Genomic DNA, 23256 nt, shown 5'->3' with positions numbered 1-23256 from the left:
ACGTTCCTGTCGTTCTTTTTTAAAAGGAGGTGGATAGAGAAATGGGCAAATATGTACTTAAGTCACTACTGCAGGTTATTCCGGTTCTGTTCATTGTTTCATTGATCGTTTTTATATTGGTCCGCGTCACGGGTGATCCGGTAGCTCTGATGCTGCCTGAAACAGCTACTGCGGAAGACCGCGCTGTATTAACGCAGGCACTCGGACTGGACCAGCCGTTATACACACAGTATATGAAGTTCCTTGGCAGCGCATTGCAGGGTGACTTTGGTCAATCTTTCCGTTATGGAGAACCGGCTTTACAGCTTGTACTGGAACGATTGCCGGCCAGCTTTGAACTGGCTGTTGCAGCGATGTTTTTTGCCATTGTTATGGCTGTACCGCTTGGAGTTGCATCAGCAGTCAAACGAAATACGTTTACCGATCTGATCATCTCCGGTATATCGGTCATCGGTAAAGCTATGCCGAACTTTTGGATGGGCATTATGCTCATTTTGTTATTTTCCGTGATGTGGGGAGTTTTGCCTGTATCCGGCCGCGGCGGAGTATCACATCTGATATTGCCTGCCTTTACACTAGGGGTCGGGCTTGCTGCTCAGATGACTCGTCTGATTCGCTCTAGCATGCTGGAAATTCTGAGTCAGGATTACATTCGTACAGCACGGAGTAAGGGGCTTGGCCGGATGGTCGTGATTGGCAAACATGCGTTTCGTAACGGATTGATTCCGGTCGTAACGATTATGAGTTTGCAGTTTACAAGCTTGATTGGTGGAACATTGATTACGGAGACGGTATTCTCCTGGCCTGGGCTGGGTCAGTTGCTGGTTGTTGCAGTCAACACCCATGACATGGCGATTGTACAGGCCGCTGTTTTTGTCATTGCATTTATCGTGGTTGTAACGAATATTCTGACGGACGTGGCCTACCGGCTGCTTGATCCACGCATTAAATACGATTAGAAGGAGGTGCAATCGATGACAGGCAGCAATGAAATGCCAATGCCGGGTGCAGAACAGGAACATGAGAATGTACGTACACCAACAGGACTTCGCTACATCTGGAGACAACTGATCATCAGCAAGACCGGAATATTTGGCGCTGTGCTCGTATTGTTGGTTGTGTTAATCGCCATATGTGCACCTCTGTTAACGAGTCATGATCCTGGAGCAGTGAATCCCCTTAATCGCCTTAAACCTCCAGCTTGGCTTGATGGGGGAACGGCTGAATACTGGCTGGGTACGGATAATCTGGGCAGGGACATGTGGAGTCGAATCGTATATGGTGCGCGTGTTTCATTAATCGTAGGTATGGGAGCAGTCATCGTGTCCGGAATCATCGGTGCCATTCTTGGTCTCTTGTCCGGATTTTACGGAAAATGGCTGGATGCGGTTATTATGCGCGTAGGTGATGCATTCATGGCCATCCCTACCATTCTGTTTATGCTCGTTGTAATGGCTATTGTGGGGCCAGGGATTACGACGCTGATTTTGGTTATCGGTGTGACGAACTGGGTTCCTTTCACCCGTGTAGTCCGCAGTGAGGTGTTGAGTATCAAGGAACGGGACTTTGTTCACGCTGCCAGATCGATTGGTGCCAAGAATGGGAGATTGATTCTAAAACACATTCTGCCGAATATTTTATCTTCCTTTATCGTGATCTGCGGTATGAATGTTGGGACCACGATCATTATGGAAGCTTCGCTCAGTTTCCTGGGTCTGGGCATTAAGCCACCTGACATTTCCTGGGGAGGTATGCTCAGTGATGGAAGGCAATATGTAGCAACAAGCTGGTGGGTGGCAACTTTCCCTGGACTGGCAATTACCCTGACGGTTCTGGGTGTCATTTTCCTGGGAGATTGGCTGCGCGATGTACTTGATCCACGTACGGATACAAACAAGAAATAAGAGGAACGGGAGGGGATAGCCATGGATATGAATAAAAGACCGATCTTGCCAGAGGACTTATATCATTACCGCTGGGTTAGCCAGCCTGTAATCAATCAAGATGGTCAGGTGGCGTACGTTGAACAGACGATTGATCAGCAGAAAAATGAATATATTACGCAAATTCGTGGCGTTTCACTTGAAGGTAGTGGGGACAAGCCGCTTACAGATGGAGTAAAGGATTCATATCCTTCCTGGTCACCAGATGGAACACAGCTCGCTTTTTTACGATTGGAAAGTGGGGGTAAAGGATTGTGGACCCTTGCGTCAGGTGATACAAAGGCTATAAATCTCATCTCGTCTGAGCGCAAGCTTTTACAATTTGTCTGGTCCCCGGATGGGCAGTATATTGCGTTTACTAGCAAAGTTGTAGCAGGCAAAGAAGAAGCAATAGCTGACAAAACATCAAAGACAGACGAATCACTTAAAGTATCTCCCCTGAGGGGCAAGGTTTTTGAGCGCACGACACCGAAGGCAGAAGGCTCTGGCTGGTGGGATGGTCTGAATAGCCATCTGTTTGTATATGAGATTGGAAGTGGAACCATTAGACAGATCACAACCGGACCATGGAATGTTACTGCTCCGGTCTGGTCGCCAGACGGTCAGGCTATTTCCTTCATTTCCAAGCAGGTACAGGATCAGGGGGTGGATGCGGATCTGTTGTACTTTGCAGACGTACATACTGTCAATCTGGCAAACGGCGAGCAGTATAGAGTAACGGATTCCAGTCTTCAGGTGAGCCAGTTCGCATATTCACCCGACGGAGAGCAACTGGTTCTGATCGCCAGCGACCGAGAGTACGGCAGTGGCAGTCACAATAGACTATATGAAGTGCCGAGTAGTGGAGGTATTCCAAAGCAGCTGGCACCTGATGTCGATATGCAGTTGGGGAACGCAGCACTTGGGGACATGAAATCGGCAAGTCCATCCCCGTCGCCACTGATGGATGACCATCATGCGCAACGTACGGCATATGTACTGGGTACCCAGGGTGGAAATGTGGACGTGTATCAAATCACCGAGGATGGGCATTGTCAATCCGTTACGGGTAGCGGGGAGAAGGATGTATATCAATATACCCTGTCACCTGATGGTAAGACGCTGGTCATTGGTGCATTGACTGAGGATCACCCTGGAGAACTGTACCGTGTGGATATTAACAGTGGGGACATGTTCAGACTCACCCGGCGAAACGATGAATTTTTGGCAGGCTTGAAAGTCAATGTACCTGAACGTATCGAGTTTACTTCGTCAGACGGATGGCCGATCCGGGGTTGGTTGTTAAAGCCGGTTATGCAGGAATCGGATACCAAAGTACCGATGATATTACAGATTCATGGTGGACCGCATGCCATGTATACAGGCATCTTCAGCCACGAAATGCAGACACTTGCTGCACAGGGGTATGCCGTACTATGGGTGAATCCCCGAGGAAGTATGGGGTACGGGCAGGAATTCGCCAGAGCTTGCCGAGGAGATTTTGCCGGGGGAGACTGTCGAGATCTGCTTGAGGCGGTGGACTATGCACTGGCAACATATGATTTCCTGGAAGAAACACGTCTTGGTATAGGTGGAGGTAGTTACGGAGGTGTCATGACCAACTGGATCGTTGCTCATACCCATCGATTTAAGGCGGCAGTTACGCAGCGTTGTATATCCAATTGGTTGTCCTTGTATGGAACCAGTGATATTGGAATCTCTTATGTGGAGGGCGTAATTGGTGGCAATCCGACAGAACATGCAGACATGTTATGGTCCCGTTCTCCCCTTGCTCATGCGCACAAGATTCAAACGCCACTTCTGATTATGCATGGAGAGCAAGATTATCGTACACCGATCGGACAGGCGGAGGAGTTATATACCACGTTAAAACGATATGGAAAAACGACTAAACTGATTCGATACCCAGGCTCCAATCATACTTTGCTCAAAAGCGGAAAACCCTCGCTGCGCGTGGATAGCTTTGAACAAGTAAATGCCTGGTTTAATCAATACCTCAGAGATGGAGAGGGCGGAGCATGAGCCGTATTCGGTTATCCATTCCCGTAGCTATGTTAGTGGAAAATGTTCTAACGAGCGGTGAACCGAGCGAATTAATGATTGATTGTTTACAGAGAAAAGACTTTTCTTCGTTGTTATCCAAGATCAAGGAACCAACGATGGATCTGGTGGAGAGACTGGACACAGCAGCTGAGATAGGAGACAACTGGGAAGAGGCCATACGCAGCAGAGTCTATGAATTCAAATTTTTGCATATTAACGCCCTGAAAAGACTGCTCTATTTCCGGTTTAACCTCAAGGTAGAACAGGATTATATCCAGGAGGGACTGTCACTAAAACATATTTACCTGACCTTACAAGAGATCGAGTTGCTGCAATTGATGGTTGGCAGACAGTGGATTGTGAAAGAAGAAGAACAAAACAAAGACGAGCACAGAGACAAGGGAAGAGACGCATCGTTTCCCATCCCTGTTCATATCCGATTGAAGTACTAGCTAAAAACAGTTATAGAGCCAAAAGCCGCGATTTTCGCGGTTTTTTTATTTGAGTAGCTACGTTTTTCAAAAAAAAGTAACTTGACTTTTGCAGGCTTTTAAGCAGGTACTTGACAGCCGTATGGTATATTATAAAAAGCTTTTTAATGGGGAAAACATGATAATCATACAAGATGGGGTGTACGTGATGTACCAATATAAGGATCAAGAGTATGAAGGTGTACATTTTGAAGGACGTGACTTGCGGTATGGAGAACTGGTCAGTTGTGTTTTCAAACAGTGTACCTTTATGAACGCTTCGATGGAGGAAATCGAGACTAGCAACTGCCGTTTTATCGAATGTGACTTTAAAGGCGCTTCAATGAATGGCTCAATCCATAGAGAGTCGGCTTTTGAAAACTGCTTATTTGGTGGTGCTAATCTTTTCGCTTCCAAATTCACCTCCTGCAAAATGACGGGGTCGGACTTTTCCGGTGCACAAATGGATGGTATCACACTAAGTCAGGGCGATTGGTCTTATACGAATCTGAGACATACCCGATTGGGTAAACAGGATTTGCGAGGAATTCGTTTTTTTGAAGCGGACTTTACGGACACGGATTTTACCAAAGCGGATTTGCGAGACTGTGATCTTACAAGAGCAGTTTTAAGCAGAGCCAAGCTGCAAGGAGCGGATCTTAGAGGCGCTAATCTGGAAGGAATCGATCTGAAATCATTGGATATTAAAGGCGTACGTTTGGATCGCGAACAAGCGGTTCTGTTTGTACGCTCATATGGTGCGAAAGTAGACTAAGTTGAACATATACTGCTACAGTTCATGCCAGTATTATAGACAATTCAAAAACTTCATAAACTGCATGAAGCCACCAACAAGGTGGCTTTTTTGGCATGAAGATGTTCCTGTTCAAGCAAATTTGCAGGAATAAGAGATATAATCAAGAACTAATAAACATAAGTTTCAAATAAAAGGAGGCCATTATGACGACTACTTTATTTACTATTGTTGCTATTATTGGCTTTGGGCTTATAACAGGCACGATCACTATGGTTATGATATTTAAAATGCTCCGTAACAACAAACAGATACAACACACTCGAAAAAGGGTTTTAATGGAAGGGATTCCCGCGGAGGCGGTTATTCATGATATTACACAAACTTCATCCAGTATGGATGGAAGGCCGGGAGTACGACTGGATTTGACCGTAACCCAAGTTGACGGCCGTACCTTTCCCTCTGTCGTAGAGACATATATCCCGGTTACACATATTCCACAATTTCAGAAAGGAAATGTCATTCACGTAAGATACATAGCAAACGGAAATGAACGAAAGGTTGAAGTAGAAGGTGCTTACATGCCGTAATTGAACTTTTAAAACTCAGCTGAGACAAATATAGAACAGAAATCGATTTAATTTAGGGGGACATTTTTTTGAAATTAGTTAAAGCTTATGATATGGATTTGAACGAAGAAAGGTCAACGCATCTTCAGGCATTGCTTATTGACAGTTTTCCAGATGTTTATCCGGAGGACCGTTTGTTTTTTAAACAAATTCCACATTGCAGAATATTAGCATTTAACCCAGATAATCAACTGATTGGACATGTAGGATTAGATTACAGAATGATGAATTTAAATGGAAAAGCAATAAGAGTGCTGGGGGTCATTGATCTGTGTGTTTCGACAGCATATCGCTCTCAAGGAATCGGTTCGTTGTTGCTATCAGAAGTGGACAAGCTGTCCAGAGGGCATATTGATTTTGTGCTATTATTTGCTGATCATGAGGGCTTGTATAGCAAAAATGGGTTCAAAATGGTCAGCAACACCTGTAAGTGGTTGAAAATTGACCATGAGACCTTAACTACAATTGGAGTTGGAATTGAGCAGATCGACGGATTAATGGTTAAAGAAGTCGGAACATTGCCTTGGAGTGAGGGAGAACTTGATTTTTTAGGATATCTGTACTGACTACAGCATCTGGATCAATGTAAGATTAGGAAATGAACATTCAGAAAGGAACACCGCTTGGAGCCACGAAGATCGTGGCTTTTTGGCGTGAGATATGTATAAATTCATAAAATGAATTTGTTGAAAAATGACAAGGTGATAAATTTTATTTATCGAAATGAAATTGAATTTCATTCATGGAAGTTTCATGAGTTCGTTTACATGACATAGAAAATATTTTATAATTGTCATCGGAAGATATGTAACTAACTAAAAGTTATTAAGTGTTAAAAATAAATTAAAAAGGCGTTAAGACGTCAACAGACATCATGAAAGAAGGCAATCAGTAAATGAACTCATTTTTTGTAGATTCTGATGGAAACTTAAAAACCTCTTTGAAAGGCAAGGATGTTCTGTCCAATCCCATGTTGAACAAGGGTACTGCCTTTAACAAAGAAGAAAGAAGAGAGCTTAACCTGAATGGCATCTTGCCACCGATGGTTTTAAATATTGAAGAACAAGTGAGTCGAGTATATCAGCAATTGCAGAATGAATCGGATAATTTGCGTAAAAGCATTATGCTCAGTGATTTGTTCAACCGAAATATTGTACTATTCTACCGTCTAATGAAAGATCATCTTAGTGAAATGCTGCCGATTGTGTACACACCTACGGTCGGACAAGCCATTCAAGAATATAGCCATCAGTACCATAGACCTGGAGGTCTATATTTATCCATCAATGACATGGATGGGCTGGAGGAAGCTTTCCGCAACAGTGGATTACATGCGGGAGATGTGGATTTGATTGTGGTAACCGACTCGGAAAGTATTCTGGGCATCGGAGACTGGGGCGTTGGCGGCATTAAAATTGCCATTGGTAAACTCGCAGTATATACAGCAGCCGTAGGCGTTGATCCAAGCCGTGTATTGCCTGTTGTGCTGGACGTTGGAACCAATAATCCCAAATTGCTGAATGATCCATTGTATGTAGGTAATCGCCATGAACGTATTCGCGGGGAAAAATATGAGCAATTTATCGAAGCCTTTGTGAAAGAAACAACAAAGTGGTTCCCGGATATCCTGCTTCACTGGGAAGACCTGGGCAGCGTGAATGCCAGAAATATTATTCAGAAATACGGGGAAGAACTCCTTACGTTTAATGACGATATTCAGGGAACGGGTGCGGTCACACTTGCGGCGATTATGTCCGGAGTTCAAGTGACGGGTATGCCTCTTCGTGAGCATCGTGTCCTGGTATTTGGACCGGGGGCCGCTGGTATTGGTAACGCAGATCAGATTCGTGACGCTATGATGGAGGAAGGGCTTGAGCAGGAGGAAGCGGAGAGCCGTTTCTGGGCGTTCGATTACCGCGGAATCCTTACCGATGAGACAGAAGGTCTATTTGAATTCCAGAAACCTTATGTGCGTAAAGCTGCGGAAGTGAAAGATTGGGTGTTGAATGAGCAAGGGCAGGTCAGTCTGCTGGAAGCTGTGAAACAGATCAAACCAACGATCCTGATCGGGACGTCCGGTGTGACAGGTGCCTTTAATGAACAAGTTATCAAAGAAATGGCGAAGCATGTGGAACGCCCAATCATTATGCCCATGTCCAATCCGACCTCGCTTGCCGAGGCAGCACCAAGAAGCTTGATTGAATGGACAGATGGCAGAGCACTGATTGCAACAGGTAGCCCATTTGAACCTGTCATGTTTAATGGCACGTTGTATGAAATTGGTCAATCCAATAATGCTTTTGTGTTCCCTGGTTTGGGTCTAGGAGCGATTGTTGCGAAAGCATCGAAATTCACCAAAAACATGTTCACCGCAGCTGCAGTGGCCGTAGCTAATTCGGTAGATTCCTCTGCACCAGGTGCTCCACTTCTGCCCAGAGTGAAAGAACTGCATGCTGTATCGTACAAAGTTGCAGTGGCGGTCGCCAAGGCGGCAGTGGAAGATGGCGTTGCGCGTGTAGAGCTGAAAGACGTTGAAGAGGCTGTAAAAGCTGCCATGTGGCATCCGGTGTACAAACCGCTGTATGCGGCCGTTTAATAACTGAATACAGTGCGTGGTGACTATAAACCCTTGTGGGTCTAATCATATGGATTTGGATTTTAAAAGCGGCACGATTTGTTTCTCGCCTTGACCCATGGCTGTATTCCATGTTAAGTTTCTGATATTAAATTGTTGAGCTTTTAAAGGGGGATAGAGCGATGACTGAATTAGAGGTTGTAGATGTTTATGTGAACCTGTCAACGAACATGAACACTGACATGGTTCACAACATAACTAATCAGAAACCGGCACTTAATCCTCCTATGCATAGATTATCTTGGCGTTAAGTTCTCAGGCGCCAGGTTTCTTTATCATAGTCAGGTTGATGTAACGCAAAAAAGCACCGGTGAATGGCGCTTTTTTGCGTTTTTTCATTTGAGGATATTCCAATCACTCTGACACGAGGGATATGTCATTCATGCAAGAGCGGATTGAAATTCTGATTATGTTCAAATATAAAGTGAGGGACCATGTCGTGGTAAATTTCACGTCGGTTAACTTTTATATTTCACATAAAAAGGATGATCTTTATGTCTTTAATTAACGTTAGCAACCTAACCTTTGCCTATGATGGCAGTTACGATAATATATTTGAAAATGTGAGTTTTCAGCTGGACTCCGATTGGAAATTGGGCTTTACCGGAAGAAACGGCAGAGGCAAAACGACATTCCTCAACCTGCTGCTTGGTAAATATGAATACAGTGGAACTATTTCTGCGAATGTCAGCTTTGAGTACTTTCCTTTTCAGGTTCAGAATAAAAAAGCTATGACCCTCGATGTCATTGAAGAGGTCTATCCTGAATATTTGCACTGGCAGCTTGTCAGAGAGCTTAACCTGTTAAAGGTTTCGGAAGATATTCTGTATCGGCCTTTCGACTCTTTATCAAATGGCGAACAAACGAAGGTCATGCTGGCTGCCTTGTTCCTGAAGGATAATCGATTTTTGCTCATTGATGAACCTACTAATCATCTCGATATTCATGCGAGAAAACTCGTCAGTAATTATCTTCGCAGCAAAAGTGGATTTATTCTGGTGTCGCATGATCGATCCTTTCTGGATAACTGCGTAGACCACATCCTGTCCATTAATAAAAATAACATCGAGATTCAGAGAGGGAATTTCTCCGCTTGGTGGGAAAATAAACAAAGGCAAGATCAGTTTGAACTTGCAAGTAATGAGAAGTTAATAAAGGACATCAAGCGTTTGTCCGATTCTGCCAAACGGACGGGTGGATGGTCGCATGAAGTGGAAAGAACCAAAAATGGTACGAGAAATTCCGGTTCAAAGGTGGATAAAGGCTATATCGGACACAAGGCTGCCAAAATGATGAAACGTTCTAAAAATATTGAGCAGAGACAGCAATCCGCCATCCAAGAAAAGTCCAAACTTCTAAAAAATATTGAGAGTGCTGAACGTCTACAGATTCATCAACTGGATTTTCACAAAAAAGAACTTGTCGAATTGGAACATGTATCGATTGCATATGGCTCCAATACGGTATGTAAGGACGTGAGTTTCACAGTTGAAAAGGGGGATCGGATTGCACTCTATGGTAAAAACGGATCGGGGAAATCAAGCATCCTTAAACTGATCTGTGGTGAGGACATCCCTTATACAGGTCATTTTCGAAAGGATCACCAACTTAAGATCTCGTATGTGTCGCAGGACACGTCTGATCTCAGCGGCCAATTATCGGATTATGCTGTCACACAGGGAATCGATGAAAGCTTGTTTAAATCGATCCTAAGAAAGCTGGATTTTTCCAGGCTGCAATTGGAGAAGGATATCTCGACGTTTAGCGCAGGCCAAAAAAAGAAGGTGCTGATTGCTAAAAGTCTCAGTGAGCAAGCTCATTTGCATATTTGGGATGAACCTCTCAACTTTGTTGATGTCATCTCTCGTATGCAAATTGAAGACTTGCTGCTGGAGTACTCCCCGACCCTTTTGTTTGTAGAGCATGACAGTGAGTTTTGCTCAAATATAGCAACAAGAATTATCGAGCTATGAGCAAAAGGGAAAGATAAAGATATAAATATAAATTCTAAGAGCCGCTACCTTATAACAACATATATTAATGCAATATAACACCCCATTGTGGAGTCGGTCTTGTCATTGGATACGGACTCACTTTGGAGGTGTTTTTTTGCGTGGAGAGCTATCCGCGATACTTGAAAGGCGCATATTTTCTTTTCGGTACATATTCAAATTTTAACAGAGTTCAGAATTTAAGATTTCAAACTTACAAAAAATGATATAAATTTCTAGTAGATTCAAATCATTACCAAATTAAGACAGTGTATTTGCGACAAGGAGGTCGATAATCCGCACTAAACGCGATACCGTTTCAACTCGCTTTTGCACGCATTCCATCATATCCAACAGGAGGGATTCCATGCTTTACACCATTATAGTGCCAGTTAACCAGGACTATAACATTTTGAACCTGTTTACGGATTCATTGCTGCGGACCGTCAGCCCGTCCACTCAAATCATTTTTATCAACGATGGTTCCGGTTCTGCTGTTTTACAGCATTTGGAGAAACTGAAACAAGAGGTTAGAGAAGGGGTAACGATTGAAATTCTTCAGCATGATTTTCCACTCGGTTGTGCTGTATCAATCAACAGCGCACTTCGGCGAGCAGAGGGTGATTATATTTTCTTTCTGGATTCCGATACGATCCTTCAACCGAACTGGCAATCAATGATGAAGGAGACGATGGACAGCGACATTACGATCGGTATGATTGGCGGTGTTCTGCTCTATCCGCAAACGGGAGGTGTGCAGCATTGTGGTATTGCATTTGCTGATACAATTGGCCGCCACTTATTCCTGAACGCATCGCCTGATGATATTCCGAAGGAAACTTTTTCAGTTCAGCTTGTTGTATTCGCCATGTTCGGCATGAAGAGGGAAGTATATGAAACGGTAGGCGAGCTGGATGAGAAGTTCTTTAACGGATATGAGGATTTTGATTATCAGATGCGAGCACGGTCAGCCGGATATGATACGGTCATTAATCCGAATATTCTCGCCTATCACTGGGAACGGAGCAGTGGCATTCACCGCAACTTCAACCGGAAAAACAATCTGGCACGTTTCTGGAAAAAGTGGGGTGGGGAAATTGAGGCCGATGTTTGGCCATTCGTATTCGGTCATCTGAAAGAACAACTGGATAGCCAGAGTGAATATCAGCATCTGCCGATCGTTGGCATTGATCTTGCAGAGGTTCGCAGTGACGCGGAAACGTTCTGGACCAAGCTGGAGGAAGCTGACATTGCACCTGTTGCTGAGGTACGTGACTATTCCAACCGCTTTAACTCTAATGGTGCTATCTGGCTGCCGCAGGTTCTGGGCAAGGAGTTGATTCATAGCGAGAACCGATTACTGTTTCTGGTGGACAATTTCGCCCGGTTGCTGGAAAACCGTTACTGGATCGAGATGAGACACGCTCATCGGGCTAAAGATCTGATCATTGATCTGTATGGCAATGTCATTACCATGGATCGCATATATGACGGCTGCTGGCCAGGCTCCAAAGTTCGCTAACTCACAAACCAAGTAAACAGGGAGGAACCAAAGGTGAAATCAAAAGAGAGCACGCTGGATCGTGCCGTAAGGTTTACACGGAATCTGGAGTGGTTGGAACATGTCGAAAAGGTCATTCCGAGCGGATGCAGTACGTTAGCCAAAGCACCAGAGCGATTATTTCCGGGATATACACCCGTATGCTGCGCAGAAGCACGCAATTCCCGTTTTATAGATATCGATGGAAATGAATGGCTGGATTGTGAGATGGCCATGGGTACGGCGCCATGGGGACATGCACGGCACGAAGTTCAACTGACCGTTATCCATCAGCTGAAAAAAGGGACAAGTTATTCGATTCCTGCTGACATTGAACTTGAATGCGCTGAACTGATTTTGGAGCGGTTTGAAGGCCGCTATCCCTCTTTGCGATTCACCAAAAGCGGCGCAGATGCAGTCAGTGGAGCTGTGCGTCTGGCTCGTGCAGGAAGTGGCAAAAGCAGGGTCATCGCGACGGCCTATCATGGGTGGCATGACTGGTCTGCCTATGGATACTATGGCCGCGAAACGAAAGAGCGAGGCATCCCCGTGGATATCGAGCGCACAACGATCTGGATAGACAAGCCCTCACCAGAGCGTATCGAGGCCCAAATCCAATCCTCTCCCGAGGATATCGCCTGCATTGTCCTTTGTCCAAATGAATGGAAACGTGAGCCGTTGGCGCAAGTTGTATCCCTATGTCGGTCATTGGATATCATTGTCATATTTGATGAAGTCACCTCCGGTATTCGAATGGGCAAGCAAGCTACAGCTGGGGAGTATGACATCTGGCCGGATCTGCTCTGTATTTCCAAAGGTATGGCGAATGGACTGCCACTCGCAGCCGTAATGGGACCGGAACATTTGATGTCATTATCAGGACAGGTCAGATTCAGCAACGCCCATTCCAGCGAGACCACTGCACTCGCGGCAGCGATTGCATGTGAGCGATTGATGAAAAGCGCTAAAGTATGGCCTAGCTGGCGCGAGGCTACCATTCGGATTATGGATCTGATCGAAGCTGAACTCGTGCTTCTTGGATTAACCGATCAATTGGTGCTGAAGGGGACCTATGCAAGCTTCTCCATTAGCTCTATTTCGGAGGAAAACTTCCATACCGATCCTTTCCGTGAGTTTATGGTCAAACGAATGGCCCACTTCGGAATTTTTACCAAAGGGTACTTAATTTTCTCTGATGCACATACACGGGAAGAATTGCTATGGGTGGAGGAAGCTCTCTTGCAGACACTTTCCGACTGGAAAGAGATGCTGAAACAGGAACACCTTTCGAATTGAGATTTACGAAAACGTTTAAAATTTTATTCAAATTATATTAGTTGAACTATTCATTTACACGTGAACGGAGAGGACAGAATAAACCTGAAAAAGCGGAGCGCTCGCCTTTATCCCCGGATGTTCCCCTTTAAAAAAAGGAATTAAAGAATCTGGGGATAACAGCGATTGGAAGGTTGTTCTGTCATCGGAGTGGATTGTGTAAAATCTTTATTTCAACTTATATAAAACATCGACTAGGAGGAATATTCAATGAAAGCACTCGTATATCAGGATCTTAAACAGGTGACTTACCAGGATATTGAGGAGCCAACCATACAAAAGCCAAACCAGGTAAAGATTAAAATCTATGGTTCAGGCATCTGTGGTACAGACCTGAATATTGTCAAAGGCAAAGTTCCGGCGAATAAAGGAACGATTATTGGTCATGAAGGTGTAGGTACAGTGGTTGAGGTGGGCGACGAAGTTCGTGGTTTCAAGGTGGGTGATCGGGTATTGGTTGATCCCACGCAATCTTGCGGTACCTGCTCCTATTGCCGTGAAGGTTTGTTCATCTATTGCGAAAACTTTGATGACTACCAAGTAGGTATGACCACTCACGGTACTTTTGCAGAATATTACGTTGGGGACGAGAAATATATCTACCCCATACCGGATTCCATGAGTTGGGAAACGGCCATGATGATCGAACCACTCGGATGTGTACTTCAGACGTTCATGAAAGCAGGGACTAAGCCAAGTGACTCTGTACTGGTCCTCGGTTCTGGTGCAATAGGTTCCTTGTGTCAGCTTGTGAGCAAACGATTGGCAAGGCTTACTGTAGGCACGGAAGTTGATCCATTCCGCAAAGAGTTCGCTTCAGAGATCGCGGATCATGTGTTCTATCCTCAGGATCTGACACTGGATAAAGTATACGAGATCAATAATAACAAGAAGTTTGATATTGTAGTGGACGCGGTTGGTAACCAGCTTCATGTAGGATTTGAGATGATTGCCAAAGGCGGCAAGATCATTCCTATGGGTTATGACGACAGCTATGAAGTGACGTTTAAATCAACTGCCGTGATTAATGATGGCATTAGTATCATTGGTGCGGTAGCTAATCACTCGATGATCAGTACAGCATTGAAATTTGCACAAAGTATTCCGGAACTGGAGCAAATGGTTACCTCTACGGAACTGCTGAGTGATTATGAACAGGCATTCAATGGGACAATCGGATATCATCTGCGTACCGGAGAGAAATTGCCCATGAATTCGGTTAAAACAGCTCTGATCTTGTAAGCATGTAGATATTGGCGGTTTTGCCGCTGCGAAAAGCAGGTATTCGCAGCGGTGAAACACCGCAGAAAAGGGGGGAGATATCGATTGAAGCTGCTACAGGATTTGCCGAGAAATCCGCGGTACTCCATCTTACTTGAACCGGTGTGGGCCATCCCGGGCACGATTGTTCTTTTTTATGCTCCTTTATATATGAAGGAAGCCGGACTTTCGGATATTGAAATTGGTTTGATCAATTCGGTGAATCTTTATTTTGCCTTTATATTTCAGTTATTTGCGGGTTCAATCACGAATAAGCTTGGGCGCAAGCGAACAACGCTGATCTTTGATCTGATTGCCTGGAGTGTTCCCATGTTCATCTGGGCTTTCTCCCAGAACTTTTGGTTGTTTCTGATCGCTTACCTGCTGAATGCAACCTCCAAATTTGTGACCGTTTCCTTCAACTGTCTAATTATTGAGGATGTTGAGGAACACAAGCGATCCAAGGTATTCGCCATTCTCAACATGATCATTACGGGTGCTGGAGTACTGACACCGATCGCCGGGGTAGTGATTGCCGATTTTGGCATTGTGCCAACACTGGCCAGTATTTATTTTGTCGGTGGCATTCTCATGACCGTCATGTTCTTCATTCGCAACCGATATACGGATGAGACCGCAGTAGGGAAGGAACTTATGGGAATGCATAGCCAAACCCGGGTGATCCAGAGTCTGGCTTCCAGTCTGCGACTTTTCGGCAAATCGTTCTATAAACGGAGGCTTTTACCGATTATTCTGATCACGGTGCTATCCAATCTGATCCTGCAGTTGAACTTTTTCCAGGTAATTTTTTTCAAGGAACAGTTAAACTTCAATGATCAGATTATATCATTTATCCCGGTCGTCACCGCTGTAACCGTCATGCTCTTGTATTTAGTCATTATCCCGCGTCTGAAACGGCGTTCAGAAGAAAAGTATGTCAGTTTCTCGATCATTTTGAGTACAGTGGGGGCAATACTTTTTCTGTTGATACCTGCGGGGAATATAGCCATGTTATTTCTGACTCTAATTGTACTGGCGGCAGGCAATTTCATCTTGCAAACGTACCGGGACTCACTGCTTATGAACCGATTGGGTACACATGAAAAAGCGGATATGTTCTCGGCCGTGCAGACGGTCATGACATTAACAGCGATTCCATCAGGTTACCTGACAGGTCTGCTGTATCACTATAATCCCGTGCTGTTGTTCAGTGTCATTCTTGCACTTTACATCGTACTCATGGTCATTATGTTATTCCTCCCTGATCCTCAGAAACACTCCCAAGTGATTAGCACTTACAAAAATATGTAGGAGAAGGGGTTTTCTGTATATGAAACGAATATATAATACAGAAAATGAACCTGGGAGGCATAGAAATGACAAACGTATTTGCAACAGAAACAAGAAACCAAATGAACTGGATTAATGAGCCGAAGACCTGGTCTTATACCGATCAAGGCGTTCTAATTGTAGAAGCTCAGGCTGATACGGACTTTTTCCAGGACCCGGCGGGTAAGCATATCCGTGCAACCGCGCCATTTCTGTCGATGCCGGTGCCTAACGATTTTGAAATGACGACCCAGCTAACCGTGGACATGAAACACCAATATGATTCCGGATGTTTGATGGTGATGGCGGATGAGCGAAACTGGTGCAAGCTTTGTTTTGAATATGATGGAAAAGCGGCTACCATTGTGTCGGTAGTAACGAAGGAAGGTTCATCCGACGATTGCAATTCGGTTGAAGTTCCCGTAACCAATCCTTATCTGCGCATACGTAAAGTGGAGGACTGCATTTCATTCTTTTATTCACCCGATGGGGTGGAGTGGAAATTAATTAGATATTTCGGCATGCCAATAGAGGGGGAGATCCGGGCTGGAGTTGTTGGACAGTCACCAGCCGGAACGGGATGCACCTGTCACTTTTTATCGATGAATGTTACCCGTCCGGATGTGACTGCACGCTTTTAAGCCCATCTCCCTGCTAATCGGCTGATCATTGGGGGGAGAAAAGCGGAATGGTAAAAGCTTTTATTTTGGATTTTGATGGACTGATTGTGGACACGGAGACACCTTGGTTCTATGCTTTTCGCGATATTTATAAAGAGCATGGACTTGAACTTGGCCTGGAGCTTTGGTCGAAAAATGTAGGGACATCGTTTGAAGAATTTCATCCTTTTCAATATCTGGAGCAAGCGCTGCAAAAACCGATCGATCACGATCATATCAAGTTACTCTCTGAACAGAAATACGAAGCCTACCTTGGACAGGCAGCAATTCTTCCAGGCGTGCATGAGTTGCTCCAGTCTGCCCGTAAAAAAGGGATTGGGCTTGCCGTTGCTTCCAGCTCTACCCGGGATTGGGTTCATGGTTATTTGCGTACACTCGGCATTTTCGAACTATTCGATGTTATTCATACAGCTGAGGATGTGAAGCGGGTCAAACCGGACCCGGAATTGTATCTGCTTGCTCTGGAGAGTCTCGGGATCGGGGCATCCGAAGCGGTTGTGTTCGAGGACTCGCCGAATGGACTGAAGGCAGCCAAAGCCGCGGGAATTCGCTGTGTCATTGTGCCTAACGAGGTAACACGTAATTTGGAATTCTCGAAGTATGATCTGCGGTTAACCTCGCTGGCAGAGATTACGATGGAGATTCTTTAACCCTGGTATTGCTTGCGTAACTCAATAGGAGAGATCCCTTCATATTTTTTGAATACGGATCCAAAATAACTGGCGCTGTTGAAACCGACAGCCCGAGCAATCTCGTGGGCCGTTATTCCGGCGTCATGGACAAGCATTTCCTTCGCTTTCAATAACCGATATCGTGTCAGATAATCAAGCGGAGTCATTTGGAATTCCTTTTTGAATATCCGATTCAAATGCTGCTCGGTGACGTCCATTTGCTGAGCCAGCATGGAGAGCGAGATATCCTGATCATAATTTTGCTTGATAAAAGTAACTAGTCCGCCCAGCTTTAATCGGGCATCCGAGCGTTCATAAGTACCATAACGATCGCCATCAATAGTTAACCTGACCAGAAGCATGTACAGCAATGCGGATACGTGCCAGATCTGATCCTTGTGTCGGGACTGCAGCGCCAACGTTATTTCATGCAACAGGATATGAAGCATTCCATCCGGCTTGAAGGCGCGCAGCTCCCCGATCTGCAAGGTATGCAGAAACCGGGGCAATAAATAGCCATTAAAAGACAGACAATCGAACAACAATGAATCACTCAGATTGTCGTAACGATATGTCACCTCTGGAAACAGAATAAGAGCTGTTCCTTCCCGAATTGAAAACTCATGATTTTGGGCTGTGATTTTCCCTGTTCCCCCGATACACTGCACAATACTGTAATCCCGTGAATGACCGTTCCAATTCATTAATTCATCTACAGTCAGCTGATTTTGACCTGTAATCATAAGCGGCATATCGGTATCCAGTGAATTCCCCGTACTAGGTTTCGGCATCGTTGTGTTATTCCTCATTTCGTTAAAGGTCGTGTGCGTAAATGGCGAAGATACAGCGTTAAAAGAAACATGATTTGAATTATATTACATAAATGACATTAATTTAAACGGTCTATTCACTTCGATGAACCACTTATCGAAAACCTTTTAGGAACACGTATCATCATGTCGATGCTTTGCCATTATCAGACCATATAGTATACGCTATAATGGATACAGTGATTTAGGAAAGGGATGCAGTCATGAAGAAAGTCATCGTCGTAGGATCAGGAATTCTTGGGGCTTCCACAGCGTATCAATTGGCAAAAAGGGGTGCGGAAGTTCTTCTTATAGACCGGAAAGATCGAGGGCAGGCTACGGATGCTGCTGCCGGGATCATCTGTCCCTGGTTATCTCAGCGCCGCAATCAGGATTGGTATCAGCTCGCCAAGGCGGGTGCACGTTTTTATCCCGGGTTGATTGAAGAACTCAAGAGCGAAGGGGAAACGGAAACAGGTTACGCTCAAGTGGGTGCTCTTAGTATTCATACGGATGTGGAGAAAATCAACAAGATGCAGGAGCGAGCACACCTTCGTAAAGAAGATGCACCAGAGATTGCGGATATTACTTGTCTGGATGCAAAAGAAACCCATGAGCGTTTTCCTCTTCTGGAGGAGAGCTTTCAGTCAGTATACATCAGCGGTGCTGCGCGTATCGATGGACGTGCACTGCGTGATGCCTTAATCCGATCGGCACAGCGTAATGGAGCGGTTCTGATTGATGGAGACGCGACACTTCAATATGAATCGGACCGAGTAACTGGAGTGGTTGTGGACGGTAAAGTCATATCGGCTGACGAGGTAATTGTGTGTGCCGGCGCGTGGGCTAATGAACTGTTGAAGCCCTTGGGCATTGATTTTAAGGTTCATTATCAGAAGGCACAAATTATGCACTTGCAGGTTCACGATCGAAAGGACACTGGGAACTGGCCTGTAGTCATGCCTCCTTCGGATCAATATTTGTTAGCCTTTGATCAACAGAAGATTGTGATCGGAGCGACTCACGAAAATGATATTGAAGGATACGATACAAGAGTAACCGCAGGCGGAATGCAGGAAATTTTGAATAAAGGATTGGAACTGGCTCCCGGTTTAGCTGATAGCACGTTTCAGGAAGTAAGAGTAGGATTTCGTCCATTTACACCAGGTTTTCTTCCGGTAATGGGTGCTGTCCCAGGTTGGAATGGTTTGATTACAGCCAACGGGCTTGGAGCTTCCGGTTTAACGATGGGGCCTTTTATTGGAAGTCAACTGGCCAAGTTGGCTCTTGGTATGGAGTTAGATATCGATATTCAGCCATATGACCTTGGAAAAGCAATGGATCATCAGAAATGAGGTGAACTATGACGTATTCACAGCGCTTAACTCACGGCAACTCCTCAGACATCATTTATCTGGAGCACCAGATTAGCATCGCCGAGGAGGAATTGGCAAAAGCCGAGGAAGAGCGGCGGGCATACGAATCGGATTTAGATCAGTTAAGGAAGTCTCCAGATCATTCAACATCAGCAACGAACATCTCTAATGAGCAAAAATTAGTGGTTGAGTTAAACAAGGTACACAGTATGATTAAGACCATCCGGACACGACTTAAGAACTTGCAAGAAGATTTAGGGGAACTTGAAGATTAATAGGAATAGTTTGACATTTGGAAAAACACATGTTGTAATAAGCCTGAGCTATTTGCAGGGGGACTGTTCGCAGTTGAGAAGGTTAAAACCTGACCCTTTGAACCTGTTAGTTAATACTGACGTAGGGAGCAAATGACATGTACTCATGTTATTTTGCCCTTGCCGAAAATAGGTCAAGGGCTTTTTGGTCTGCATTTTGGGGGACAGAACGCGATAGCTGGGTGTGAAGCGGGGACATTATGATTTTAATAAAAGGAGCAATGATCATGTCATTTTCGAGAACGTTAAAAGATAAGTCCAGAATCGTATGGGAAGATGGATACAACCATCCTTTTTTACACGAAATGGGGAAAGGCACACTGGATCAGGAAGCGTTTAAGTTTTATCTTCTTCAGGACTATACCTATCTGATTGAATATGCGAAGATTTTTGCCATGGGCGCGGTGAAGGCGACAGATGAAAAACTGATGACGAACTTTACGGTGATTCAACACGCTATTCTGTACGAAGAAATGGATTTGCATCGAAATTATATGAAGGAATTTGGGATTACGCTGGATGAAAATCATACGGTCAAACCATCTCTGTACAACAAGGCGTATACGTCGAATATGATGAGTGTTGCACAAACAGGTGGTGTTGCCGAAATCATCGCCGTCATTTTCCCATGTGCGTGGACGTATTACGACTATGCAACAAGATTAAAAGAACAATATCGAGATTCATTAGAGGGCAATTTCTATCAGACGTGGATCGAAAATTATGCAAGTGATGAATTCCGCGATTCATTCGAATGGTTCTATGATACATTGGATGCATTATGTGAACATAAAACCGAGCAGGAACTGGAGGCCATTGAAGACATATTTAGAAGAAGTGTTGAATTTGAATATCTGTTCTGGGATATGGCTTATAATCAGCAACTCTCGTACTTCTGATGAATGAAATCTCAAATCTATTACAACCAGAGACAAGGATGAACATACAGATGAACAATCATGGGGAACGCATCTATTTACGATTTTTGAACGTGGAGGACGCGCCGACACTGCTGGATTTGCAGTTCCGTAACCGGGCTGTTTTCGAAGAGATATCGGCAAGTGAACGATCAGAGACATTCTATACACTGGAGGGCCAGTTAGCCCTTCTTGAAGGCTGGAACAAGGCGAGGGAAGAAGGGAAACGTTACTCTTTCGGGATCTTCCTGAACCATACGCATGAGCTTATTGGGGAGATCTCTCTGTTCGAACTTGAACTGGATTCCATCAGCAAATGGATTGTTGGTTATGTGCTCGATCAGGCCCAGAATGGTAAGGGATACATGAGTGAAGCTCTGCGGCTAGCACTTAATTTTGCCGTGAATGACGGGGGAATAAAACGAGTGGAGGCAGGTGCACTTCCCGACAATGCCGGATCAATTCGAGTGTTGCGTAAAGCGGGCTTCCAGGAAACGGACCGTCAGAATATTAAAATCAAGGGAATTTGGAAGGAACATGTGATGTTTGCAGTGGATTTGCAGTAGAGTGTTGAATATCGTAACGTGAACCGCCTAACTCATCCAGAGGGAACTTATGAATAAACGGAAACAAATGTTATTGGACTCAGCACTTGTGCTCTTTGAGAAACATGGAGTAACCAACACTTCCATACAAATGATTCTAGACGAGTCAGGTGTGTCCAAAGGAACATTTTACAAATTCTTTGGTTCAAAGGATGATTGTATTCTTGCCATTCTGGAGCAGCGTGTACAGGAAGACATGATGATTCGCAAAGATTTGGAGAGCCAAAGCTATGCTTCCGATTTTGATCTACTGGTGGATCAGATTATGGTCCCGATGATGTTGCCAGAAACAAAGCTGGTTGTGGAGTTATTCTACGTTAGCGCGGAAGTTCTCACTTCAGTGGAGAGGCTACGGTTTATTTTATTATTTCATACACAAAAAAGCGGCAGATTGGACGTAAAGCTTAGGGTCCTGATCTGCCGCTTTTGGTATACGATACAATAGGCTCTACATGATGTAATTCATGTAAATGCTGTTCTTAATTTGTATTCATCGAGACTTTTTGTCTTACAGGCTGCTTGGAGTCTTCCTCCGTTGCTTGTTTGGTACGTTTGATGAAGAAGGAAAGTAGCAATCCGACAACGGCAATGCCGATAATGACAACATAAGCATCATTAATTCCCTGGATCATGGATTCCATTCCCAACTGCTGCTGGGTTAAGCCTTTGGCTGCCCCCGTTGCCACCATATCCTGTACATGTGCCGTTGTGCGACTGGTCATTACACTTACAAGCAATGAAGTACCCACAGCGCCGGCTACCTGTCTGACGGTGTTGGATATTGCTGTACCGTGTGGCCCAAGTCTTGGAGGCAGTTGATTCAAACCTGCAGTTTGGATCGGCATCATGAGCAAGGCCATACCAATTCGACGACCTGTTGACATTAATACAAGGTAGGTATAGCTGGTAGAATCGGTTAGATCAATGAAACCAATAGTGGTTACGATCGTGATAACCATCCCGATAATCGCCAGCCATTTTGCACCAAACCGGTCAAACAATCTACCGGTTATTGGCATCAGGAAGCCCATGACAAGCGCTCCTGGAAGCAATAATAATCCGGACTCCAATGCCGTGTAACCCCGTGCATTTTGGAGGTACAAAGGAAGCAACATCATATCGGCATACATGATCATCGTGATCGCGATATTAATGATCGTGGTCAGAGAGAACATATTATACTTGAAAGCCCGCAGATCGAGCAGGGGATTTGCTGACGCGAGCTGTCTCCATGTGAACAGTCCAAGAGCAACAACTCCTGCTGCAAGGCATATGATGACTTCTGCACTTGTCCATCCCAGACTTCCCGCCCGGCTGAAGCCATACAGCAATGCGCCGAATCCAATCGTGGACAGCAGCACGCTGAGCGTATCGAATTTGAGTTTGACCCGTTCAGATACATTTTTGAGATATACAAACGCAAAACCAATAACAATAACGGTTAGGGGAATCATCCCGTAAAACATCGTTTGCCATGTGTAGTGCTCAAGAATATAACCAGCAAGGGTTGGCCCAATGGCCGGAGCGAAAATGATGGCAAAACCGACCATACCCATCGCGGCCCCCCTTTTCTCAGGAGAGAACAAGGTAAGAATGACATGCATCAACAATGGCATGATAATACCAGCACCGGCTGCTTGAACCATACGTCCTGTTAACAATGTACCGAAATTACTCGCAAGGGCAGATATAATCGTACCGATGAGGAAAATAAACATCGAAGCTTGAAATAATTGCCGTGTCGAAAAGCGTTGCATGAAATAGGCTGTGATGGGAATGAGGACTCCATTCACCAGCATATAGCCTGTCGTAAACCATTGGGCTGTTGCTGCTGAGATATTAAAATCACCCATCAGCTCCGGCGTTGCCACACTCATAACGGTTTGGTTCAATGTGGCAAGAAATGCACCCAAAATCATAACAAACAGTATGGGGCCCTTTTTTACGTCATCTCT

The 23256-nt window shown here is 44.8% G+C and carries 22 protein-coding genes and 1 riboswitch; of the genes, 20 read left to right on the top strand and 2 right to left on the bottom strand.

Going from position 1 to position 23256, the window contains the following annotated elements; translation table 11 throughout:
• Window positions 1-41: 41 nt before the first annotated feature.
• From HW560_RS24225 to HW560_RS24155, 15 genes are all read left to right on the top strand, one after another.
• Window positions 42-959, top strand: a complete 918-nt coding sequence (locus HW560_RS24225) for an ABC transporter permease (RefSeq protein WP_063565206.1) — start codon at window positions 42-44, stop codon at window positions 957-959.
• Between the two features lie 39 nt (window positions 960-998).
• Entirely contained in the window at window positions 999-1904 is a 906-nt protein-coding gene (locus HW560_RS24220; RefSeq protein ID WP_371129157.1) for an ABC transporter permease, read from the top strand.
• 21 nt (window positions 1905-1925) lie between these two features.
• Window positions 1926-3965, top strand: coding sequence for an alpha/beta hydrolase family protein (locus HW560_RS24215; protein ID WP_257031424.1), 2040 nt, complete (start codon window positions 1926-1928; stop codon window positions 3963-3965).
• On the top strand, window positions 3962-4438 hold the full coding sequence (locus tag HW560_RS24210) for a hypothetical protein (protein ID WP_090897388.1): 477 nt from the start codon (window positions 3962-3964) through the stop codon (window positions 4436-4438). The genes HW560_RS24215 and HW560_RS24210 overlap by 4 nt, the downstream gene beginning before the upstream one ends.
• A gap of 187 nt (window positions 4439-4625) precedes the next feature.
• Window positions 4626-5231: a pentapeptide repeat-containing protein gene (locus HW560_RS24205; RefSeq protein WP_090902270.1), complete on the top strand. Its 606-nt coding sequence runs from the start codon at window positions 4626-4628 to the stop codon at window positions 5229-5231.
• 185 nt (window positions 5232-5416) lie between these two features.
• Window positions 5417-5800, top strand: coding sequence for a hypothetical protein (locus tag HW560_RS24200; protein ID WP_090897390.1), 384 nt, complete (start codon window positions 5417-5419; stop codon window positions 5798-5800).
• Window positions 5801-5868: 68 nt separating this feature from the next.
• Complete coding sequence (locus HW560_RS24195; RefSeq protein ID WP_257031423.1) at window positions 5869-6405, top strand: GNAT family N-acetyltransferase; 537 nt, start codon at window positions 5869-5871, stop codon at window positions 6403-6405.
• 329 nt (window positions 6406-6734) lie between these two features.
• Window positions 6735-8435, top strand: coding sequence for an NAD-dependent malic enzyme (locus tag HW560_RS24190; protein WP_179264965.1), 1701 nt, complete (start codon window positions 6735-6737; stop codon window positions 8433-8435).
• A gap of 533 nt (window positions 8436-8968) precedes the next feature.
• Window positions 8969-10447 carry an Lsa family ABC-F type ribosomal protection protein gene (locus tag HW560_RS24185; RefSeq protein ID WP_179264964.1) on the top strand — a complete coding sequence of 493 codons (1479 nt, stop codon included), beginning with the start codon at window positions 8969-8971 and terminating at the stop codon, window positions 10445-10447.
• 385 nt (window positions 10448-10832) lie between these two features.
• The gene (locus tag HW560_RS24180) at window positions 10833-11987 is read left to right on the top strand and encodes a glycosyltransferase family 2 protein (protein WP_179264963.1); all 1155 of its coding nucleotides are present in this window, start codon (window positions 10833-10835) and stop codon (window positions 11985-11987) included.
• A 33-nt stretch (window positions 11988-12020) separates the two neighbouring features.
• Entirely contained in the window at window positions 12021-13301 is a 1281-nt protein-coding gene (locus HW560_RS24175) for an aminotransferase class III-fold pyridoxal phosphate-dependent enzyme (protein WP_179264962.1), read from the top strand.
• Window positions 13302-13550: 249 nt separating this feature from the next.
• Complete coding sequence (locus HW560_RS24170) at window positions 13551-14582, top strand: zinc-dependent alcohol dehydrogenase (RefSeq protein WP_179264961.1); 1032 nt, start codon at window positions 13551-13553, stop codon at window positions 14580-14582.
• 84 nt (window positions 14583-14666) lie between these two features.
• Window positions 14667-15911, top strand: a complete 1245-nt coding sequence (locus HW560_RS24165; RefSeq protein ID WP_090897411.1) for an MFS transporter — start codon at window positions 14667-14669, stop codon at window positions 15909-15911.
• Between the two features lie 65 nt (window positions 15912-15976).
• Window positions 15977-16570, top strand: a complete 594-nt coding sequence (locus HW560_RS24160) for a DUF1349 domain-containing protein (protein ID WP_090897415.1) — start codon at window positions 15977-15979, stop codon at window positions 16568-16570.
• A gap of 47 nt (window positions 16571-16617) precedes the next feature.
• A complete protein-coding gene (locus HW560_RS24155) occupies window positions 16618-17259 on the top strand; it encodes an HAD family hydrolase (protein WP_177185695.1) in 642 nt (213 codons plus the stop codon).
• Here HW560_RS24155 and HW560_RS24150 read toward each other — a convergent pair.
• On the bottom strand, window positions 17256-18071 hold the full coding sequence (locus HW560_RS24150) for an AraC family transcriptional regulator (RefSeq protein WP_177185696.1): 816 nt from the start codon (window positions 18069-18071) through the stop codon (window positions 17256-17258). The genes HW560_RS24155 and HW560_RS24150 overlap by 4 nt on opposite strands.
• 242 nt (window positions 18072-18313) lie before the next feature.
• On the opposite strand from HW560_RS24150, the gene HW560_RS24145 reads away from it, so the two are divergent.
• The 5 genes from HW560_RS24145 to HW560_RS24125 all read left to right on the top strand — a co-directional run bounded on the left by HW560_RS24145 (window position 18314) and on the right by HW560_RS24125 (window position 21746).
• Window positions 18314-19444, top strand: a complete 1131-nt coding sequence (locus HW560_RS24145) for an NAD(P)/FAD-dependent oxidoreductase (protein WP_179264960.1) — start codon at window positions 18314-18316, stop codon at window positions 19442-19444.
• Window positions 19445-19452: 8 nt separating this feature from the next.
• Complete coding sequence (locus tag HW560_RS24140) at window positions 19453-19740, top strand: hypothetical protein (protein WP_179264959.1); 288 nt, start codon at window positions 19453-19455, stop codon at window positions 19738-19740.
• A 46-nt stretch (window positions 19741-19786) separates the two neighbouring features.
• Window positions 19787-19885: riboswitch (TPP riboswitch) on the top strand.
• A 121-nt stretch (window positions 19886-20006) separates the two neighbouring features.
• A complete protein-coding gene (gene tenA / locus HW560_RS24135; protein ID WP_179264958.1) occupies window positions 20007-20678 on the top strand; it encodes a thiaminase II in 672 nt (223 codons plus the stop codon).
• A 50-nt stretch (window positions 20679-20728) separates the two neighbouring features.
• Entirely contained in the window at window positions 20729-21262 is a 534-nt protein-coding gene (locus HW560_RS24130) for a GNAT family N-acetyltransferase (protein WP_090897434.1), read from the top strand.
• Window positions 21263-21311: 49 nt separating this feature from the next.
• Window positions 21312-21746 (top strand): TetR/AcrR family transcriptional regulator, encoded by a 435-nt coding sequence (locus tag HW560_RS24125; RefSeq protein ID WP_179264957.1) that lies wholly within the window; start codon window positions 21312-21314, stop codon window positions 21744-21746.
• A gap of 34 nt (window positions 21747-21780) precedes the next feature.
• Here HW560_RS24125 and HW560_RS24120 read toward each other — a convergent pair whose 3' ends face one another.
• Window positions 21781-23220, bottom strand: a complete 1440-nt coding sequence (locus tag HW560_RS24120; RefSeq protein ID WP_179265903.1) for a DHA2 family efflux MFS transporter permease subunit — start codon at window positions 23218-23220, stop codon at window positions 21781-21783.
• Window positions 23221-23256 lie beyond the last annotated feature (36 nt).

The organism is Paenibacillus sp. E222 (assembly GCF_013401555.1).
Lineage (GTDB): Bacteria > Bacillota > Bacilli > Paenibacillales > Paenibacillaceae > Paenibacillus.
Note: the sequence above shows the minus strand (reverse complement) of the source record. Positions and strands in the feature narration are given on the sequence as shown.

Coding starts and splice junctions, on each gene's coding strand:
- HW560_RS24120 (WP_179265903.1), bottom strand. CDS start 23,220: ATGATTTTGGGTGCATTTCTTGCCACATTGAACCAAACCGTTATGAGT.
- HW560_RS24205 (WP_090902270.1), top strand. CDS start 4,626: ATGTACCAATATAAGGATCAAGAGTATGAAGGTGTACATTTTGAAGGA.
- HW560_RS24145 (WP_179264960.1), top strand. CDS start 18,314: ATGAAGAAAGTCATCGTCGTAGGATCAGGAATTCTTGGGGCTTCCACA.
- HW560_RS24185 (WP_179264964.1), top strand. CDS start 8,969: ATGTCTTTAATTAACGTTAGCAACCTAACCTTTGCCTATGATGGCAGT.
- HW560_RS24200 (WP_090897390.1), top strand. CDS start 5,417: ATGACGACTACTTTATTTACTATTGTTGCTATTATTGGCTTTGGGCTT.
- HW560_RS24130 (WP_090897434.1), top strand. CDS start 20,729: ATGAACAATCATGGGGAACGCATCTATTTACGATTTTTGAACGTGGAG.
- HW560_RS24170 (WP_179264961.1), top strand. CDS start 13,551: ATGAAAGCACTCGTATATCAGGATCTTAAACAGGTGACTTACCAGGAT.
- tenA (WP_179264958.1), top strand. CDS start 20,007: ATGTCATTTTCGAGAACGTTAAAAGATAAGTCCAGAATCGTATGGGAA.
- HW560_RS24150 (WP_177185696.1), bottom strand. CDS start 18,071: ATGCCGAAACCTAGTACGGGGAATTCACTGGATACCGATATGCCGCTT.
- HW560_RS24190 (WP_179264965.1), top strand. CDS start 6,735: ATGAACTCATTTTTTGTAGATTCTGATGGAAACTTAAAAACCTCTTTG.
- HW560_RS24225 (WP_063565206.1), top strand. CDS start 42: ATGGGCAAATATGTACTTAAGTCACTACTGCAGGTTATTCCGGTTCTG.
- HW560_RS24140 (WP_179264959.1), top strand. CDS start 19,453: ATGACGTATTCACAGCGCTTAACTCACGGCAACTCCTCAGACATCATT.
- HW560_RS24220 (WP_371129157.1), top strand. CDS start 999: ATGCCGGGTGCAGAACAGGAACATGAGAATGTACGTACACCAACAGGA.
- HW560_RS24125 (WP_179264957.1), top strand. CDS start 21,312: ATGAATAAACGGAAACAAATGTTATTGGACTCAGCACTTGTGCTCTTT.
- HW560_RS24180 (WP_179264963.1), top strand. CDS start 10,833: ATGCTTTACACCATTATAGTGCCAGTTAACCAGGACTATAACATTTTG.
- HW560_RS24160 (WP_090897415.1), top strand. CDS start 15,977: ATGACAAACGTATTTGCAACAGAAACAAGAAACCAAATGAACTGGATT.
- HW560_RS24155 (WP_177185695.1), top strand. CDS start 16,618: ATGGTAAAAGCTTTTATTTTGGATTTTGATGGACTGATTGTGGACACG.
- HW560_RS24215 (WP_257031424.1), top strand. CDS start 1,926: ATGGATATGAATAAAAGACCGATCTTGCCAGAGGACTTATATCATTAC.
- HW560_RS24210 (WP_090897388.1), top strand. CDS start 3,962: ATGAGCCGTATTCGGTTATCCATTCCCGTAGCTATGTTAGTGGAAAAT.